The following is an 18,152-nucleotide window of genomic DNA, read 5'->3' on the forward strand; positions in this document are numbered from 1 at the left end:
CGTTTCACAATTAACCCTCCATTCCTCCCATCACCAAACTGAGTACAGTTTTGGTGATGGGAGGAATGGAGGTTTAGATGAGTAAAACTTATATTCCTAGCAATTTACGACAAATTGTATTTGAACGCGCTCAGGGGTGTTGTGAGTATTGTTTAATTCCAGAGATGTTGGTTTTGGCTACTCATCAGATTGATCATGTGATTGCAGAAAAACATGATGGTGCAACGGTGTTAGAAAATTTGGCGCTGTCCTGTTCGCTATGTAATCAGGCTAAAGGTAGTGATATTGCTTCAATTGATCCAGAATCTGGTGATACGGTGAGACTTTATAAAATAACTGGGTAAGTGTAAAACTCAGTCCCTTTAGGGCTGAGATATAAGCGACTACTGCGACTTTAGTCGCAGTCATCTTTCTACTGGGCTTGCTATTTTAGACAGAGTAGCATCAAAATGGGAGGGAAAAAGATGCTTGTTTTTGAGTTTAAAGCTTACGGGAAGTCAGCGCAAATAAAAGCAGTAGGTGATGCAATTCGGACTGCACAGTTTATTCGCAATAGCTGTATTCGGCTATGGATAGATGTGAAAAACACAGGCAAAAATGATTTAAACAAATATTGTGCCGTACTTGCTGCTAAATTCCCCTTTGCAAATGAACTCAATTCAATGGCAAGACAAGCCAGTGCAGAACGAGCATGGTTTTCTATCTCTCGGTTTTATGATAATTGCAAAAAAGGGGTTTCCGGTAAAAAGGGCTTTCCTCAATTCCAGAAAGATTGTCGTTCTGTCGAATACAAAACTTCTGGCTGGAAACTAACCGATGACCGTAAGTTTATCACCTTCACCGATAAAAAAGGGATTGGGCGATTAAAACTTAAAGGAACTCGTGATCTGCATTTTTACCAAATTAACCAAATTAAACGGGTAAGATTGGTAAAACGTGCGGACGGTATTTATGTTCAATTTTGTATTAATGTCAACCGTCAAGAAGATATAGCACTATCAGGAAATACAATTGGGTTGGATGTAGGTTTGAAAGAATACTACACCGATTCTGAGGGCGTAATGATTGAGAATCCCAAATTTCTCCGTATTGGAGAAAAGGTTCTTAAACGTTCGCAACGTCGTGTTTCCAGAAAGGTAAAAGGTTCAAAAAATCGGGGCAAAGCTAGACAGATTTTAGGAAAACGCCATCTCAAAATAAGTAGGCAACGTAAAGACCATGCTGTGAAGTTAGCACGGTACGTAGTTCAGTCTAACGACTTGATAGCTTATGAAGATTTGAAAATTAAAAATTTGGTGAAAAATCATTGTTTAGCTAAGTCTATTAACGACGCATCTTGGTATCAGTTTCGTGTCTGGCTGGAATACTTTGGTCAGGTGTTCAAGAAGCTCACAGTTGCGGTTAATCCGCAATATACTAGCCAGGAATGTTCTAGCTGTTGTGAAATTGTGAAGAAAACTCTATCTACTCGCACCCACGTTTGTCGGTGTGGTTGTGTCATGGATAGAGATGAAAATGCAGCTAGAAATATCCTTCGTCGGGGATTGGGTACGGTAGGGCATACCGAAACCTTCATGCTAGACATGAGTAACGCTTTAGGAGATGAGTCCTCTACTCAGGTTGGAGTAATCCTGTCTGAGCAAGTCATGTCTTTGATCAAAGAATCTCAGCGGCTTTAGCCCTGAGAGTGTCAACATCCGAGAAAGGATAATTGGGGTGAGCATTTTTTGTTTGATGTAGAAAGCGGTATGATTCAGCCTTTAACGCCAATTGGGCGGGTGAATCGTGTGGAGTATCTGCCTGTCCGTAAGATAATTGCTCAATTGGAATTAAATAAAAATGAATGAATTAGAGAATATGCTGATATATAAATATTGGCAGGTTGATGTGGCGGTTGTATGGGCTACGGTTCAGCTTTTTTTACCATCACTAAAAGCAGTATATTTAATCTGATTATCTACAACAACAAAAGTTTCACTGACTGCTAGTAAATATCTAATCGCAAAACGTATCCTAATGCGGAGATTAGCCCGCTCTGTCGTTAAAACCCACATTCCGCAGATACTAAAGCAAATTTAGGAATTAAAAATTGAGAGAAAGAAAAGCCTGAAAAGATTGCCTAGCAAAGATTTCAGGCTTTTATTTGTTAAAATAATAAGCGTCAAATAGAGAGGGGAAAAGCCATGAAAGAGTCTCAAGAAGCCATACAAACCCTAGATATAGACCATTTAGGAATAGTAGCGGGAATAATAGACGAGATGGAATTGGTAGAAGAAGTGAATAAAATGGTAGGAATAAAAACAAAAGAAACCCTAACACCAGGACAAGTAGTAAAAGCAATGATCTTAAATGGATTAGGGTTTTTAAGCGCCCCATTATACCTATTTGGAGAATTTTTCGTAGGAAAAGCAACAGAACATCTAATAGGAGAAGGAGTATTACCAGAGCATTTAAATGACGACAAACTAGGAAGAGAACTAGACAAATATCATCAAATAGGAACAACAAAAATATTTACAGCAGTAGCCATAAAAGCAGCCCATAAATTCCAAGTAGAAACGGATATTATCCATTTAGATGGAACATCAATGAGTGTAGAAGGAGAGTACAAAAAAGAAATCGAAGAAATAGAACAAACAAAACAAGAAACAGCAGAGGATAAATTAGAAAGAGAACAAGAAATGAAAGCAATAGAAATAGTTCATGGATACTCAAGAGATAAAAGACCAGACCTCAAACAATTTATCATAGACATGATAGTAACAGGAGATGGAGACATCCCATTATATTTAAAAGTAGACTCAGGAAATGTAGATGATAAAAGTGTATTTGTAGAGAGATTAAAAGAATTTAAAAAACAATGGACATTTGAGGGAATAAGTGTAGCAGATAGTGCCTTGTATACAACAGAAAACTTAGCAGCAATGAGAGAACTGAAATGGATAACAAGAGTACCACTAAGTATCAAAGAAGCAAAAAATAAAATCGTAGATATAAAAGAATCAGAATGGAAAAATGGTCAAATACCAGGCTATAAAATAGCAGCCAAAGAATCAGAATATGGAGGCATAAAACAAAGATGGATAATCGTCGAAAGTGAAATCAGAAAAAAATCAAGTATCCAACAGGTAGAAAAACAAGTAAAAAAACAGGAATCAAAAGCAAAAGCCGCACTCAGTAAACTATCCAGGCAAGAGTTTGCCTGTCAGGCAGATGCTAAAATAGCAATAGAAAAGCTATCAAAATCCTGGAAATATCACCAAATAAAAGAAATTGAATACATAGAGAAACCAGAATATAAAACAGCAGGTAGACCAAGCAAATTGACCGAACCAAGTCAAATAAAATATCAAGTTAAAGGTGAAATAGAAACAAGGGGAGAAGTAATAGAAACTGAAAAAATCAAAGCAGGGAGATTTATATTAGCAACGAATGTATTAGATAGAAATGAATTGAGTGATGAACAGGTATTAGAAGAATACAAAGCCCAACAATCTAACGAAAGAGGATTTAGATTTTTAAAAGACCCATTGTTTTTTACATCAAGCGTATTTGTCAAAACCCCGGAAAGAGTAGAAGCAATAGCAATGATAATGGGATTGTGTTTGTTAGTCTATAACCTTGCCCAAAGAAAATTAAGGCAAGAATTAGCTAAATTTGATGATGGGATTAGAAATCAAGTTAAGAAAATCACAAATAAACCGACAATGAGGTGGGTATTTCAGATGTTTCAGGCTGTACATTTGGTAATCATAAATGGACAGAAACAAATGAGCAATTTAACGGAGGAACGTGAAAAGATTGTCAGATATTTAGGAAAGAGTTGTAGTAAATATTATCTAATTACTTGATGTGGTTTATTTGACCTAAAAGATGTAGAAAGTTCAAGGGTAAAAGTAGTAAATAGAAGTTTTTAGCGAAGACGGAAATATTCTTGGCTTTAATTGTCATGTTTATTTTACCGAAAATGACTACTTTAATTGAGAGAGAGAATCTATTTTAAAAACTTGTGGAGTTCTCTTACTTAATAAGCTCTATTTTTTGGCAAATAAAGTTAAATTCAATCAGGAAAATTAGGTAGATAAAATTTTCCTAGCTAGAATTTTTCAAAAATATCAATAATCTGAGTCACATCTGCGGAATGTGGGTTAAAATGACTGCGCTATATTCCTCAATGTATGCATTAGAGCAATTGAGTAAAAGTTGCTCAATTTCATCTAAATACGCTTGGATAAGTTTACGCGACATCTTGGAGTTTGCTGGTTATTTCTTGGTGTAAAGCTAGATAATGCTGATAATTTCCTGCCCATTCGACAAACACTTCATCATCAGAAGTTTTTCCTTGGCTATATTTGTCAAAAAAATCTTCAGAACTCATTTGGTACTTGATTTCATAAACATTTAACTGTTTAGTAAGGGCAATCAACGCATCTAGTGGAGATGTATATTCGATAACTTGTTTACGCATTTATTTATCTGTTTAATTTGATTAACTTAATCATATTGTAAATCTAGTGCCGAATGCCTGGCTTTACGCCTGATTCTACGTTGCGCTAAATGTATCGCTATTGCTCAAATAAAAAACATAGCCCACTGGTCACTAATAATTGTCCATAAGGCTAAGGCATTAGTAATCAATTTACTCTACAAGGGGAAAGTAAGTCGTTAAAATCAAACTCATGAAGTTGACAGACTGGCCTAATTTAGCTAACCAAAATACTGCAATTGTAGCTGTAGAATATCATACGCCTGATAGAATGCAGATTTTACAGCAGTTTTATCATTGGGGTGAGGAGCAGTCTTTGTCAGTCTTTCTCTGGAATCCCGGTTACTGTGAACTACAACAATTAATTCAGCATCAAGGTCAGTACATCTTACGGTCAACTCATAGGGGTAACAATAAGGATATTCTTCAGTATCTTTTGTCAGACTATCAACCAGGTATTTATTTGTTGGAGGGGATGCTCAACGAAGAAGATGGTAGCCAAATCAGTCAAAAACTTAGCTATCAATTACTGAATGCTTATCATCAATCTTTGTGGAGTCAGCAAGATAATTACTGGGTATTACTGGAAACTTACGTTCAACTACCTCTAGAATTACAGCCTTTTATTCCTGTACTGTCTAATCCATTGCCAAACCAACAGCAGGTAGAACTGATTGTACAGCAGTTTTTTGATTGTTGTTCGGACTCGACTTTAGCCAATGGCTATTCTTACTCAAAGATAACTTCAACAAACCAAGCACTACAATTGCTAATTCGTGCCTGTCAAGGTTTACCCAGAGGCGAGATAAATCTGCTACTACAGCAATGTTTAGGTTTTACAGATCAACTTGAGGACATCGCCCAATTAGTTCTTGATCATAAAGTTAACAAATTAAAGGGTCGAGGTTTAGAGTACATTGCTCAACCTGATGTCCCTTCATCTGCGGGGTTAGATTTACTGGAAACAAGGTTAGCAACTATTACCTGTTTGCTGCAACCAGAAGCACAAAAATATCACTTGCAGTTTCCCACGGGAATGTTGTTATGGGGACCGCCGGGTACTGGTAAAAGTTTGTCGGCTAAGTTAGCAGCCAAGAAAATGGGCTTGCCACTGTTAGCCGCTAATTGGGGTGTATTATTGGGTAGCCCTCATCCTGACCGAGCCTTAAAGGAATTTATTGCTTTGGTAACATCCCTTGCTCCTTGTGTTCTCTACTGGGATGACTTTGACAAGGGTTTTGCAGGTTGGGACTCGAATGCAGATGGAGGTGTAGCCCGGCGTTTGTCTGCGGGATTGTTAACCTGGATGCAGGAACACCAAGAACCTGTTTATACGATTGCTACTATCAACCGTCTAGAAATGCTACCTGCGGAATTAGTGCGCCGTTTTGATGATATCTTTTTTGTAGATTTACCTCATGAGGGGGCAAGATACGAAGTTTTCAATTTACATTTAGCTAAGTATTTTCCAGCTTTTCGAGGTAATGATTCGCCTTGGAGTGATGAGCAATGGCGGAGGCTTTTAGCTGAGTATAGAATTTGCACTCCCGCAGAAATTGGTAATGCTGTGCGTCGTTGCGCTGAGAATGCTTTTGCTCAAGGTAGAGCAGGAAAGATTGAGTTTGAGGATTTGTTGAAACAGCGATCGCTATTTACTCCGGCTATGGAGCGAGAATCAGAACAAATGCAAGCTATTCGCAATCAGGCTATTTATGCTCAACCTGTGTCAAGTCAGGATGTTTCACGGTTTGCTTATCAGCATCGGGAATTATTCGAGTAAGAGGGGAGAGGAGATATTAATCGGAGATTTTATCGGATAAAAGATAAGAGTTACTTATTTTGTATTGTAAGCTTGTATTACAATGTAATTTACAGCATAATACAAGTGAACAGATCAGTTAATGGTTTCAAGCGTGGCACAACTAAACATTCAAATACCGGATGAACTGGCTCACCGTTTAGAACCTTTGCACAGTCGCTTACCTGAATTGCTTTGGCTATTATTGGGTAGTGAACCTCAACAAACAAGTGAGCAGTCTCAAGTTGATACAGCAACGGAAGAAATTCCCGAAGTTTACCAGGAAGTGCTAGATTTCTTGGTTAAACGTCCCACATCGGCAGAAATTATTGCTTTTAAAGTCTCACCTAATACTCAAAGACGACTGCAATCTTTATTAGAAAAAAACCGTTTTGGTACAATTACTCCCATAGAAATTGCAGAATTAGATGTTTACGAGCAATTAGAACATATGATGATTTTGCTAAAGGTACGTGCAATGAAAAATTAATTAAAGAAAATGCCTTCTAATTCAATTTCTACAGAACTTAGGAAGCTAGTTGTAAATAGAGCTTCAGGACGGTGTGAATATTGCTTACTGCACCAGGATTATTCGATTTATACTCACGAAGTAGATCATATTATCGCTGTTAAACATGGAGGTGAAACCGCGCCGGAAAACCTAGCACTTTCATGTCTATCATGCAATCGTCATAAAGGTTCTGATTTCGCTACTATCGATGCAGCTACAGGAGAAATTGTCCCATTGTTTAACCCACGCCGTCAAATTTGGTCAGACCATTTCTATTTTGGAGGTGCGAGAATTGAGGGAAAAACACAGATGGGAAAAGCCACTACCAGATTACTTCAATTTAATATTCCCAATCGGGTATTAGAAAGGAAAGTGTTAATGAGCCAAGAAAAATATCCGTAAGTGTTAATTACATGACAGATAGAGTCAGGATTAAATTGAGTTTTAATGGATGGTTTAAATCGAGTATTTACATTTTTTTAAAATCGATTTGACTAGTGCTAATGAAAAATCACATCATTTTCCAAAAATCTCCAGTTTTATTCCAAATTAAGGACTAACACTATTGATTCAATTTATTGAATAAAAAATTATGAAAAGTGCCGAATTACCACCAATTAAATTAATTCCAATTGAAGATACCGGAGTTATAAGAAAACCAAAAGGCAATAAAATAAGTGCAAAAACCACCGCACCAACTGATATTCGTTTTGTCAAGGTACAGGAGTTTTTACGCAGCAACAACCTTGCGCCTAACAGCCGTAAGCTTTACGAACGAGAACTGAAGAGGTTTTTAGCTTGGACAGAACTGCACTATCATGATCTGCGTCCACGTCATTTTGGGCAGTATAAAGAGTACTTGAGGGATAATGTACGTACTGATACTGGTAAACCTCTTTCTAAAAGCAGCATGAATGCGGGGATTGCGGCTCTCAAAAGCTTTTTTAAGTGGATGTGTTATACGTATCCTGATATCATTGCTACCAATCCGACAATAGGCATCAAACTAGAAAAAGTACCCCTACCACCTGCCCAAAGTTTAACACCAGAACAAATGCAACGGGTATGGTCAGCGTTGGAGTTGCTGGGAGAGACAAAGCAACGAGATACGGCGCTGGTTCACATTCTCAGTCATGGACTGCGGGCTGGGGAAGTTGTACAGTTAAATGCTGGGTCTTTTGATGGCAAGCTGCTATTTTTACCGGATACGAAAACTAATGAACCGCGCTTAGTGCCGTTGCGTCAAGACAGCCGGGAAGTCGTTACAGAGTATTTGCAATGGCGAGAACAACAGGGAGAGGTTTTGACTAGCCTGAGTCCATTGATGATTTCACACCATGCTTCATATCAAGGCGAACGTTTGAGTTATCACGGTATTTACTTTGCTATCGAAAAAATAGGGGAAATTGCTGAAGTTGAAGGTTTGCATCCTCACTCCTTTCGTCATACCTATGCTACTGATTTATTACTGTTGGGTATTGATCCTACCCATGCTCGGAAGCTGACAGGACATCAAAGCGAGAGAGCATTTCGACGCTATACACTGCGTAGTGAACAAGAAGCGGCGATTTCTGCTTATTATCGCGCAATTGGCGAAGAAACAGAAGTAGAGTAAACGATGCCAAAACCGCTAGACCCTAAATGTCAGCTATGCGCTAAATTACCAACTTCTAAAGCAAAAGTACTGCATGGAACAGAAGGGGATGGATGTTGGAATCCTCAAGTTTGTCACAATCGCCGTTCTTTTTACCGCCGCCGAACTGAAGATAATTCAGCAGAAATTGATGCGATAACAGTTGAGCCACCTACAACATATTTTGCAGTGCTATATCTATATAAGGAATCGGGAGATAAGCCATTACACGCCTTGGGTGCAGAACTGTGGCTGGGACAAAAACCAATTTGTCGCTTGGAATCCATTCACTGTTTTGGATTAACGGCTGGCAAGATACGCACCTATACTGACCAGGTATTACAAGCTTTTGCTCAACAATACAGTATCTCACTGTATCAATATAAGGATATGTTTGAGATTAGCCCAAACCATTGTCCAGTCCGCCCCTGTCCATTACATCCAGAGTCATAAAGATGGCCATATACCGCCAATTAACAATCTGGGATATCTTGGATGAGATGTCAGAAGCTCCAGCGACATCTTCATTGGTTACGGTTTGGAAGTGTTTGGATGCAGAACTGCATGATTTACCTGTAGGAGCACAGTTATCAAACGCAGCACTGGCTTTTACTCAAATTGCAGATATTCTCAAAGTTCGCGCTGAGTCACTGTTACAGGATGTACGTGACCAAAATCATCCAGATGGACCCGTTATCAGTAACGATATATTTGCTGGCTTGGTGCGAACGACGATGCAGTTGGATTTGGATGATTTGATTGAAACCCCAGTACAACAGACTTTTCAACCACATGGACGGCATCAGTTTTCTTATACTGGTGAATCAGGTGATTCAATGGTAGCACCTGTGGAAAAGGCGCAAGTCTTGGCAATGTTGGAAGAGGTGACGAGTTTAGAGGATGTTTATAATTTGGCTAGTGATGAAGATGTGCAAAAATGGCAGAGTGCGATCGCTCACTATCTTGCACAGATCAAAGGTGAAATTTCTTTAACTAAACTTCAACGTATGTTACAGATGCCAATGGTGGAGGTGTGGCTGGGACTGTTGCTGGGTGAGTTTGTCTTGGAGCAACGCGGCGATTTTTATCACAGCCAAAATATCTGGATCATTAATCACTAGTTAAGCCACACCAAGACATAAACCCGGTCTAAGTTGAAATTCGTAGTTTTTTGATAGGAAAATTTCCAGTTTCCAAGATGGACGAGGTATAACAGTTATAAATCAAAATCAAGGGTGAATGTTTCGCCATCAGCATCTTTGGGATTTTCCGGTGGTGATGGAGTTGAAGGAAGCTGGTCTTGTGGACTTTGGTTGGTAGCAATCGGGTTGAAAGCTGGGGTATGAACTACTTGTTGCATAGGGAATGCACCCTTTTTGAAAGCAAAATAGCAATCAATGATAAAGTAAAGCGTCTCTAGGTAACTTTTATCTAGTTGCTGTGATTCGGCGAATATACGTTCTCGGTAGCTATCTTTAATCCGAACTTTTTCCGGTGTCATTGGCTTCGTTCCCATTCAAATTGGTTGATTCAAAATTCGCGCATCATTACTCAAGCCAGGGGTGATCAAGAGGGCTAGAGAGTCTTGTTGATCATGGCTTTTGCCATCTCTAGCAATCCATAGGCATTAGCTTCTACCGGATTGTCCAGAATTTTGAACCCGTTCTTCTCCAATAGCTTCTTAAATCCAGGTAACAAGCAGCCTCCACCAATCGCCCAAATTTCATCCCCCTGGTGATTGGCATCTAATGTCAGACTTACGGGTTTCTTTAAGAATTTTTCATACCAATCTTTCAAACAACTGGTGTAGATATCTTTAATATCAATGTCACGACTGTATTTGGTATGTCCCCTTTCCAAACAAAATCGAATCTGGGAGGCGTTACCGATTTTCCCCCCGTTGAGATGTTTCATTTTTTCGGCAATGTCTTCGATGAGAACTTCTACACCTGCTGGGTAGGGGGTGTGAACTTCTCGCTTTCCCTGGTTGTAACGAGAATAGAGTGTGGTGCCATTACCAAAATCTAAAACTGTGAGCTTGGGTGGAAGTTGATGCCCAAACAATGCACCCATTCCCTCTGGGACAACTTTGATTATTTCTAGGGTGACATCTGATTTTTTACCTGCCAGTATTGGTTGATATTCTCCGTTGAGTGCTTGTTTTAAATTTTCTGCTAGTCCTATGTCATGTAAGCTGACTACTAATTTTAAATGCCAAGCTTTACGATGTGGCAGATGTGCTAATCCACCAAATAACATCAACAGTGCATTTTTAATTTTGTTTTCGTTGTGGTCTGTGTTGCGGTCAAAATGATAACCTGTACGAAAGGCAGATTCTCCCACGGTGTAAGCTGCACCATCGAAGACGATTCTTCCTGGTACATCTTCCATCTCTGCTGTGGAAATATAGCTGGGGATACGAACAACTTCAAATCCATCGACAAAAAGTTTCAAGCTGCCGTAACCGTTATCGAATCCTGCTGGAAAAATTTTTTGTAAGGCGTGAATGTTGGGCATGGGGGTCAAGTGGGGTACAGAAAATGGGCGGCACAAAGATACCCTGAGTATCACCTATATATACCCTAGATAGGGGCTAAAAGTTTAATTATTTTCTTATTTCTTGTTAGGGTATATATATGACCTATATAACCCCTACATATACCCCAAATTAATTTTATTTGGCAATATATACCCTAATTAACTCCTATAAAGGCTACAAGTAGGTCATACATAGGGGTTAAAGGAAATAAATATAAGTCTCTAATCTCTTTTTGAGGTATATTTAACCCCTATAAAACACCTACTTATACCCCAAAATTAATTTTAGTTAGTAATTTATAGTGGTTTTGTGAATATTTGCACACTATTTAAAAAGGATTCTTGAAATCACTCACCATTCACTCACGGCAATCACTTTCTCAACTTCTGCTAATTTCTGCTGTAATAGAGAGCGCATTTCTTGAAGTTGTTTACTACTAGCTCTGGTGAGCAAATCTTCAGAAATTCCATTAACTTTTTGAAGTATGGTTTTTATTTCCTTTAACTCTTTTTTCTGTGACTTCAAATACTTAGTCTTAATGTTTCTAATGAGTTCACGAGTTTCTGCTACTGTCAGATTTTTCTTTAAAACTTCATCTGTGGCCATCATCCGTTCAGAGGCTGCTTGATTTTCTGATATGTCTAATGTCTTGGCAGAGAGAGTTGCCAACGCTAAAGCATGAGCGCCTTTTAGTCCCTGTTCTCGAATTGCCTGTTTTAAATCTGGAGACAGGTACAGCATCGGCATGAGATTAGCTTTCACCGAACTCGGATTTAATCCCAACTCTAGCAGCACTCCTAGTAGACTCTGTTCTCGACCTGTAATCCCCAATAGTTCTAAGCCTTGCTGTTGTTCATCAGCGTTCACAGCCATTAACTTTGCTAGTTCTTTACTGTTGCCATCTCTCTCTACTCTTTTAATCACCGTGCCTAACATTGTGGCAACTTCATCCATTTCCAAATCAGTAGACTTAATTACTTCTTTAAATACTGCCTCTGCTTTATCTAAAGGATTCAAATCTTCAAAGCCAAGAAAAGTTAGTAATGCCGATTGATCTAAGTCTTTAGGCATTGCCGCTATGACTGCACGAATAGTTGACCACCCCAGCAATTTAGCTGCTTCAGTCCGGAGTTGTCCATCTAGTAAGGTGTAACGACCATTCCCCTGTGGTATCAGAATTACTGCTGAAATTTGTCCATGTTTTTTTAGTAACCGGGCTTTCGCTTGTATAAGTTCTGGTGTAATTGTTTGCCGAGGCTGATCAGGATTAGGATCGATGAGAGCTAAATCAATTTGTGATTCTCCTGATTGGTTTTGCAGCTGTTCTCGGAGTTCTTGCAATTCATTTTCTAAATCTGGAGATTGGGCGGCTCTCAATCGTTCTATCTCGGCTTGCAGTTCAGCCACTTTTTGCTCTTGCTCTGTTTTTTGTATTGCGCCGCTAAATTTGTTAGCAATTTTAGGTAATGCCACGATTATTTGTTCTCCTGAATTAATGCTGCTAAATCATCTGTAATTTGTTGAAAATCTCTACAAGCAGGATGTTTGGGACGGTATTTTTGTAAAGGTAAGCCGTGAGCGCTGGCATTTTTAAATTCGTTTGAGTTGCGAACTTTAGGATAAAGCTTTAAATGTAAATGTTCGGCAATTTCTGGTAATTGCTCTAAATATTGCCTGTGCATTGCCACCGTATCATCATACATACTTGGCACAAATCCCAAGATTGGTGGGCGAGGTTCTAACTGTAATTCATCACCTGTAGAAATACACCACTCTACTAATTCTGCTGAACCAGAAATAGCTTTCATTTCCAATTGCACTGGAACTAATATATGGGTTGAGGCAGCTAAAGCATTAACATTTAACATTCCTAAAGTAGCCGGACAATCCAAAATTACTAGATTGTGGGGCAAAGGGTATTTTTTTAAGCGATCGCTTAGTGTGTACTCTCCTCGTTTGCGGATAACTAATTCATTGGCTATTTCCGCTAAAAGTGGATGTCCCTGACAAACTTGAGTTTTTGATTGTTCCCAAACCGAAATTAAATCCCAATCTCCTTGGAAATCTTTTGATAATACCTTAACTAAAGTGGTTGATACGTCAGCCGATGGTAATCCACAAAATACATCCAAAGAACGTTGTGGATCTAAGTCAATAATTACCACATCAAAGCCTAGCCGACTCATTTCATAGGCAATGTGTACGCTCAGTGTGGTTTTGCCTACACCACCAGCGTTAGCTATAAGTGAAAGAACTATCTGCTTCATAAGGTGACTTTTTCTGTCGTATTTTAAAATCCGACATGGAAATAGGGAAAATGTACATTGTTATAAAAAAGTGATGCCCTTGAAGATATACTCCTTTATCCTCAAGGTATTCTGTACCTGTTGTCAAAATTTGAATTTGGAATTGCTGACAGCAGCCAATTCCATAATACATTTTAGTAAAAATATACTATGATTGTACTTTTATTTATTGCTTTAAAAATACAACTTTGTCATGACTGCACTTGGCATCCACTTAACGCATAATGTCCACTGCACCAAACCCAACGGACCAACAAATAAATGCTTCTATTCCCCAAGAAACAATTACGGGAGTAGTAGAACGGCTCACTTTTTACTCGGGTGAGTCTGGCTACACAGTGGCACGCTTAACTCGCTCCAGTATCAAAGACTTAACAACCATTGTTGGTAGTTTTGCTAATATTCAACCAGGGCAAACACTACAACTAACGGGTTTCTGGCGTGAACATCCCCAATATGGATCACAATTTCAAGTAATCAATTATAAAGAAACTAAACCAGCTACACTTACAGGGATTGAAAAGTATTTGGGTAGTGGATTAATTAAAGGTGTGGGACCCGTCACAGCAAAACGGATTGTTGCCCATTTTGGAACGGAAACACTAGAAATCATTGAAAATCAAATTGACCGTTTAATCGAAGAACGAGGTTGGATAGAAATTGGACAAAGTGAACATATCAATTCCTTTGTTAGAGCTTATGATTATGGTGGAACAGTTTATGAAAGCAAAGGTAGTTATCGCACTATAGAACTTGCATTACAGGAATTAGATAAACATATCAAAGCATATTTTGAAGACTTGGGAATCTAGACTTTAACAATGAGGGGATACGGGGTAATCGTTCTTGCTTATTCGTAAGATAAAGCAGAATGTGGGTTGTAGAGATTGAGAATGGTTAGTTTATTTATGCCATGCTGTACTAAATCACCAATCGATCTGTTTCTCCCTGACAAATCCAAGCTCCCCAATAAAAAGGATGCTTTAGAGGGGTGTCATATTCTTGACAACTAATTTTGCTATCTACGGTTAATTCTCTTACATCTAATAATGTTTTTAATACTTCCAAACCTAAAGCAGATTTTCGTAATTCTTTAACAGTAATGTTGCGTATATAATTCTGAGCAGAATGTAGAGCCTCAGCCCGATCCATACCAGATTGCAAGTTATCAAAGAAACGCTCCATTAGCAGAGCCGTAGCTTTGTCAGGAACTGGCCACAGGCTCATAACTAAAGTTTTTGAACCTGCCACTGCAAAAGCGCGACGTAATCCAAACACACCTTCGCCAATCTGAATATCGCCTCTAGCCGTATCGCAAGCAGAAAGAACCGTCAATTCATTCGCCCACAAATCTAAACTAGCAATATCTTGAGCAAACAAAAAGCCTTTGCCTGCATCTTTTGGGAGCTTACCACCAGATAACCAAGTATTAGCACCAGCTAACGCCAACCCAGAACGCAACATGGGATTTTCTACTTTAATTTTTCGCAGATGTTCCATACTTAATAAGTTACCTTTCTTGGTAACTGGTTGTGACTCAGAATTGCTTTGGAATAAGCCATGAGTCGCAATTAGCATGATATTGGGACACTCGCTACTTGTCAGGCGGGTTTCTAGTGCCTCTGCGCCTAAGTATAGTTTGGCATCTGGGAGTTTTTTTGCCACACTTTCTCCCAAAAACCTTGTTCCAGGAGCGCGGGACAAGCCTTTTGTGATGAAAGTAGTAAGTAATTCTGGTATTGGTTGTCTAAGTATATTGCTAGTGTTTCTATCTGTAGTTGCATCTACTGTTAAATCTGCCGTTAAATCAAAATCAGGATCGGCAATAATTAATGGTGCAGAAATAGAACCTGTTGGTGGCTTAACTTGGCTACGGAGAATTTCTCTCCCGACACTGAGATAACTGATGATATACTCATCCATTAATAGACGTGACCCTGTAGTACCAAAAGGCAAAATTTGAAATGGTACTAAGTTTAAATTACTATCAGGTGCAATAATTAGATGTCTGCAATCTTTCACTAAGTCACGGATGGGGTGGAAAAGTGCTTGACTAAGTTTAATAGCAGGTGTGGAATTATAGGGTTTAATTTGTAGCTTTGGTGTCTGACTATTTTTACTCCAAGCTAATGTGGGTTCGGTATAGTCGGATGCTTGTAAGCGAAATACCTGAATTAGTTGATCAATGGTTTCTGCTGCTCCTAAATCTACCATTTGTATGGTATCTGGTTGCCCACTTCTGAAAACAAAGGCTAAGTATCGGGGTGGATGCCATTGTGTTTCCCCCTGTGCCTGGATTGCTGGAAAATCAAATACATTGAAGCGGACAAACTCGACTAAAATTGAGTCAATAGGCAATGCTTTGGCAATAGCCTGACGATCAAAATTTGACTCAGACAACTGAATTTCTGGTACTTGCAACGCTAGTTGTTTTTGTAAATAATTATACTGAACTTGTAACTGTGCTAAATTTTCTCTGTAATTTGGCAACTCATTCACTCCCGTAGCTCCGGCTTGGGGAACAGAAAAAGTTAAGTGTATAAGTTGGGTGTTTAAATCACGCAGATGATGCAACTGTACCTGTAGTTGCGGATAACGTCCACTGTAGAGTGCTGCGTTTTGAGATGCCAAGGCAGACGCAGTTAGAGCTTTACGTTGTAAGACAAAATCGAATGCTGCAAGTTTTGCACTATCTAAATTAAATAGGTGTTTGTTGACTAGAGAGAGAAAGAGATCGAAATCGTTTCTGATTTTTTTCAAGAAGGCCAAGCGATCGCTTTCAGAACTAAACGCAAATATATTCCGAATCATCTTGTTGTTAATTTTACTACCTTGGATACGACATAACAAAGATTCATCAGGACGATTAGTAGCAGCTAATAAAGTAGCCAAATTATTTAAACTAAATGCCACATCGGGATGTTCCTCTCCTAACAAACGCTTTCTCATCGCCAAAGTTTCTACATACTTCTGTTCTGCTTCTTGGTAGCGTCCCAAGGAAAAGTACAATTCTCCCAAATTATTTAAACTATTAGCAATTTGTATGTGTTCTTCACCTAATAATAATATTCTGAGTTTTAATGTTTCTAAATGTAGTTTTTCTGCTTCTTGATAACGTCCTTGAAAATCATAAATAACAGCTAAATTATTCATACTACTAGCTACGTGTGGGTGTTCATTCCCAAACACATTTTTAACAATTTCCAAAGCTTCTATAAGTAATGATTCTGACTGATCATATTGATGCAAATCATCATATAATACTGCCAAATTATTGAGATTAGTTGCAATAAAGGGGTGATGCTCTCCTAATAAGCGTTTTCTCATTGCCAAACCCTCTAGATGCAATTGTTCTGATTCCGAGTATCGTCCTTGTATGCGGTAAAGTGCTGCTATCTGGTTTAAAGTATCAGCAATAACTGGATGCTCATTACCTAAGATATTTTTTTGAATTTCTAAAGCTTTGAGATATTTTTGTTCTGCTTCAGAATAATCTCCTTGTGCTTCATCAAGTCCTGCCATATTATTTAAAAGATGAGCAATTGACAGATGTTTTTTCCCTAATAATTTCTCCAGCATTGGTAATGCTTGTGAATATTGTTCCTTGGCCTCCATATAACGTCCTTGATATGTAAAAACTACTGCCAGATTACTTAAACTCTCGGCAATATCAGGGTGTTCCCAACTAAACAAACGCTTTCTCAGATCATAAGCTTCTAGATACTTCTGTTCAGCTACTAAATAGTTACCTTGAATTAGATAAACTTCTCCTAAATGATCCAAACTATTGGCAATGTCAGGATGCTCTTCACTGAGCAGACGTTTTCTCATTGACAAGACCTCTAAATACTTTTTCTCTGCATCTAGGTAAGATCCTTGTTCTTGATAAATTCCGGCAATATTACTTAAAATAAATGCTATATATGGATGTTCCTCACCCAGATTTTTTTGACATATTTCTAAGGCTTCTAAAAACTTGCTTTTAGCTTCTAAATAACGTCCTTGGGCATCGTATACTTTTCCTAAATTATTCAGACTGGAAGCAATATCAAGATGTCCTTCTCCAAACAATCGGGTTTTCATTGCCAACGCTTCCAAGTGCATTTCTTCTGCATTAGAATAGCGTCCTGTTGATGTATAAAGAGCCGCTAAGTTAGTTAAAGATTGGGCAATATCAGGATGTTCATCACCAAATAAACTTCTTCGCATCGTTAAGGCTTCTAAATGCACTTGTTCAGCTTTTAAATATTGTCCTTGTTCTCGATAAATTTCTGCTAGATTGTTTAAAGTAGTGGCAACTTCAAAATCTTCTTCTCCAAAACATACTTTCCACAATTCTAAAGCTTCTAAAAATAGTTCTGCTGCTGCTGGATAGTTACCTTGAGCATGATAAAGTGCTGCCAAATTATTTAAAGATTGAGCAACATCAGGATGTTCATCACCAAAAAGTTTTTTTCTGATATTTAAAGCTTGTAAATATAAAGGCTTTGCTTCCAAATAATGTCCTTGAATCCGATGTAATTCTGCTAGGTTATTCAAGCTGTCACAATATGCAGAATTCTCTGTTAACTGCTGATTTACACCTATATTTACAGCTTGTTGGGCAACAGTCATAGCGTGTTTTAAATTACCTTGTCCAGCTAGTTCCACGACTTTTAAATTAAGTTGAATTAATTGGTTAATAATTTGTTCCATAATGTGTTTAAAAAGTAAAAAGTAAAAAGGCAAAAGAAAGAAAAAGAAAAATGGTTTGAAGCCCCTAAATTTATTTATGAAGATTTTCTGGCTCTTGCGTCTCTTTTATGGTGATTGAGGATTGATTATAACAAAATCCTTATGGGGTAAGGGTTATAAACAATTATGCCCATATTTTAAATGA

16 protein-coding genes and 1 pseudogene are annotated in these 18,152 nt (G+C 38.3%); 11 read left to right on the forward strand and 6 right to left on the reverse strand.

Features of this window, described 5'->3' with window-relative positions:
- Nucleotides 1–77 precede the first annotated feature (77 nt).
- From ACOWPH_RS30615 to ACOWPH_RS30630, 4 genes are all read left to right on the forward strand, one after another.
- The gene (locus tag ACOWPH_RS30615; RefSeq protein ID WP_015217653.1) at nucleotides 78–344 is read left to right on the forward strand and encodes an HNH endonuclease; all 267 of its coding nucleotides are present in this window, start codon (nucleotides 78–80) and stop codon (nucleotides 342–344) included.
- 120 nt (nucleotides 345–464) lie between these two features.
- A complete protein-coding gene (locus tag ACOWPH_RS30620) occupies nucleotides 465–1,679 on the forward strand; it encodes an RNA-guided endonuclease InsQ/TnpB family protein (protein ID WP_015217654.1) in 1,215 nt (404 codons plus the stop codon).
- Between the two features lie 160 nt (nucleotides 1,680–1,839).
- Nucleotides 1,840–1,953: a DUF86 domain-containing protein gene (locus ACOWPH_RS30625; RefSeq protein WP_250973254.1), complete on the forward strand. Its 114-nt coding sequence runs from the start codon at nucleotides 1,840–1,842 to the stop codon at nucleotides 1,951–1,953.
- 230 nt (nucleotides 1,954–2,183) lie between these two features.
- Entirely contained in the window at nucleotides 2,184–3,851 is a 1,668-nt protein-coding gene (locus ACOWPH_RS30630) for an IS1634 family transposase (RefSeq protein ID WP_015217656.1), read from the forward strand.
- Nucleotides 3,852–4,237: 386 nt separating this feature from the next.
- Here the strand turns inward: ACOWPH_RS30630 and tumA are convergent, their stop codons facing one another.
- Nucleotides 4,238–4,468 carry an antitoxin TumA gene (gene tumA, locus ACOWPH_RS30635; RefSeq protein WP_015217657.1) on the reverse strand — a complete coding sequence of 77 codons (231 nt, stop codon included), beginning with the start codon at nucleotides 4,466–4,468 and terminating at the stop codon, nucleotides 4,238–4,240.
- 211 nt (nucleotides 4,469–4,679) lie between these two features.
- On the opposite strand from tumA, the gene ACOWPH_RS30640 reads away from it, so the two are divergent.
- The 6 genes from ACOWPH_RS30640 to ACOWPH_RS30665 all read left to right on the forward strand — a co-directional run bounded on the left by ACOWPH_RS30640 (nucleotide 4,680) and on the right by ACOWPH_RS30665 (nucleotide 9,549).
- Nucleotides 4,680–6,266, forward strand: a complete 1,587-nt coding sequence (locus ACOWPH_RS30640; RefSeq protein WP_015217658.1) for an ATP-binding protein — start codon at nucleotides 4,680–4,682, stop codon at nucleotides 6,264–6,266.
- 121 nt (nucleotides 6,267–6,387) lie between these two features.
- A complete protein-coding gene (locus tag ACOWPH_RS30645; protein ID WP_015217659.1) occupies nucleotides 6,388–6,774 on the forward strand; it encodes a hypothetical protein in 387 nt (128 codons plus the stop codon).
- A gap of 9 nt (nucleotides 6,775–6,783) precedes the next feature.
- Nucleotides 6,784–7,197, forward strand: a complete 414-nt coding sequence (locus ACOWPH_RS30650; RefSeq protein WP_015217660.1) for an HNH endonuclease — start codon at nucleotides 6,784–6,786, stop codon at nucleotides 7,195–7,197.
- A gap of 190 nt (nucleotides 7,198–7,387) precedes the next feature.
- Nucleotides 7,388–8,410, forward strand: a complete 1,023-nt coding sequence (locus ACOWPH_RS30655) for a tyrosine-type recombinase/integrase (protein WP_015217661.1) — start codon at nucleotides 7,388–7,390, stop codon at nucleotides 8,408–8,410.
- Between the two features lie 3 nt (nucleotides 8,411–8,413).
- Nucleotides 8,414–8,881 (forward strand): hypothetical protein, encoded by a 468-nt coding sequence (locus ACOWPH_RS30660; protein WP_015217662.1) that lies wholly within the window; start codon nucleotides 8,414–8,416, stop codon nucleotides 8,879–8,881.
- A 2-nt stretch (nucleotides 8,882–8,883) separates the two neighbouring features.
- Nucleotides 8,884–9,549, forward strand: coding sequence for a hypothetical protein (locus ACOWPH_RS30665; RefSeq protein ID WP_015217663.1), 666 nt, complete (start codon nucleotides 8,884–8,886; stop codon nucleotides 9,547–9,549).
- Between the two features lie 95 nt (nucleotides 9,550–9,644).
- On the opposite strand, the gene ACOWPH_RS30670 is transcribed toward ACOWPH_RS30665, so the two are convergent.
- The 4 genes from ACOWPH_RS30670 to ACOWPH_RS30685 form a co-directional block, all read right to left on the reverse strand.
- Complete coding sequence (locus ACOWPH_RS30670; protein ID WP_015217664.1) at nucleotides 9,645–9,929, reverse strand: hypothetical protein; 285 nt, start codon at nucleotides 9,927–9,929, stop codon at nucleotides 9,645–9,647.
- Nucleotides 9,930–10,003: 74 nt separating this feature from the next.
- Nucleotides 10,004–10,945 carry a ParM/StbA family protein gene (locus ACOWPH_RS30675; RefSeq protein WP_015217665.1) on the reverse strand — a complete coding sequence of 314 codons (942 nt, stop codon included), beginning with the start codon at nucleotides 10,943–10,945 and terminating at the stop codon, nucleotides 10,004–10,006.
- 373 nt (nucleotides 10,946–11,318) lie between these two features.
- A complete protein-coding gene (locus tag ACOWPH_RS30680) occupies nucleotides 11,319–12,440 on the reverse strand; it encodes a ParB/RepB/Spo0J family partition protein (protein WP_015217666.1) in 1,122 nt (373 codons plus the stop codon).
- Between the two features lie 2 nt (nucleotides 12,441–12,442).
- The gene (locus tag ACOWPH_RS30685) at nucleotides 12,443–13,234 is read right to left on the reverse strand and encodes a ParA family protein (RefSeq protein WP_015217667.1); all 792 of its coding nucleotides are present in this window, start codon (nucleotides 13,232–13,234) and stop codon (nucleotides 12,443–12,445) included.
- Between the two features lie 263 nt (nucleotides 13,235–13,497).
- On the opposite strand from ACOWPH_RS30685, the pseudogene ACOWPH_RS30690 reads away from it, so the two are divergent.
- Nucleotides 13,498–13,923 (forward strand): annotated as a pseudogene (locus ACOWPH_RS30690) (YrrC family ATP-dependent DNA helicase); the annotation flags it as partial.
- Between the two features lie 271 nt (nucleotides 13,924–14,194).
- On the opposite strand, the gene ACOWPH_RS30695 reads toward ACOWPH_RS30690, so the two are convergent.
- Nucleotides 14,195–17,968, reverse strand: a complete 3,774-nt coding sequence (locus tag ACOWPH_RS30695; protein ID WP_015217670.1) for a tetratricopeptide repeat protein — start codon at nucleotides 17,966–17,968, stop codon at nucleotides 14,195–14,197.
- Nucleotides 17,969–18,152 lie beyond the last annotated feature (184 nt).

Source organism: Anabaena sp. PCC 7938, assembly GCF_049315035.1.
Taxonomy (GTDB): domain Bacteria; phylum Cyanobacteriota; class Cyanobacteriia; order Cyanobacteriales; family Nostocaceae; genus Anabaena; species Anabaena cylindrica.

Bases quoted from the DNA above. Each gene is read 5' to 3' on its own strand.
- ACOWPH_RS30620 (WP_015217654.1), top strand. From the start codon at position 465: ATGCTTGTTTTTGAGTTTAAAGCTTACGGGAAGTCAGCGCAAATAAAA.
- ACOWPH_RS30665 (WP_015217663.1), top strand. From the start codon at position 8,884: ATGGCCATATACCGCCAATTAACAATCTGGGATATCTTGGATGAGATG.
- ACOWPH_RS30640 (WP_015217658.1), top strand. From the start codon at position 4,680: ATGAAGTTGACAGACTGGCCTAATTTAGCTAACCAAAATACTGCAATT.
- ACOWPH_RS30625 (WP_250973254.1), top strand. From the start codon at position 1,840: ATGAATGAATTAGAGAATATGCTGATATATAAATATTGGCAGGTTGAT.
- ACOWPH_RS30660 (WP_015217662.1), top strand. From the start codon at position 8,414: ATGCCAAAACCGCTAGACCCTAAATGTCAGCTATGCGCTAAATTACCA.
- ACOWPH_RS30615 (WP_015217653.1), top strand. From the start codon at position 78: ATGAGTAAAACTTATATTCCTAGCAATTTACGACAAATTGTATTTGAA.
- ACOWPH_RS30695 (WP_015217670.1), bottom strand. From the start codon at position 17,968: ATGGAACAAATTATTAACCAATTAATTCAACTTAATTTAAAAGTCGTG.
- ACOWPH_RS30655 (WP_015217661.1), top strand. From the start codon at position 7,388: ATGAAAAGTGCCGAATTACCACCAATTAAATTAATTCCAATTGAAGAT.
- ACOWPH_RS30685 (WP_015217667.1), bottom strand. From the start codon at position 13,234: ATGAAGCAGATAGTTCTTTCACTTATAGCTAACGCTGGTGGTGTAGGC.
- tumA (WP_015217657.1), bottom strand. From the start codon at position 4,468: ATGCGTAAACAAGTTATCGAATATACATCTCCACTAGATGCGTTGATT.
- ACOWPH_RS30650 (WP_015217660.1), top strand. From the start codon at position 6,784: ATGCCTTCTAATTCAATTTCTACAGAACTTAGGAAGCTAGTTGTAAAT.
- ACOWPH_RS30675 (WP_015217665.1), bottom strand. From the start codon at position 10,945: ATGCCCAACATTCACGCCTTACAAAAAATTTTTCCAGCAGGATTCGAT.
- ACOWPH_RS30645 (WP_015217659.1), top strand. From the start codon at position 6,388: ATGGTTTCAAGCGTGGCACAACTAAACATTCAAATACCGGATGAACTG.
- ACOWPH_RS30630 (WP_015217656.1), top strand. From the start codon at position 2,184: ATGAAAGAGTCTCAAGAAGCCATACAAACCCTAGATATAGACCATTTA.
- ACOWPH_RS30670 (WP_015217664.1), bottom strand. From the start codon at position 9,929: ATGACACCGGAAAAAGTTCGGATTAAAGATAGCTACCGAGAACGTATA.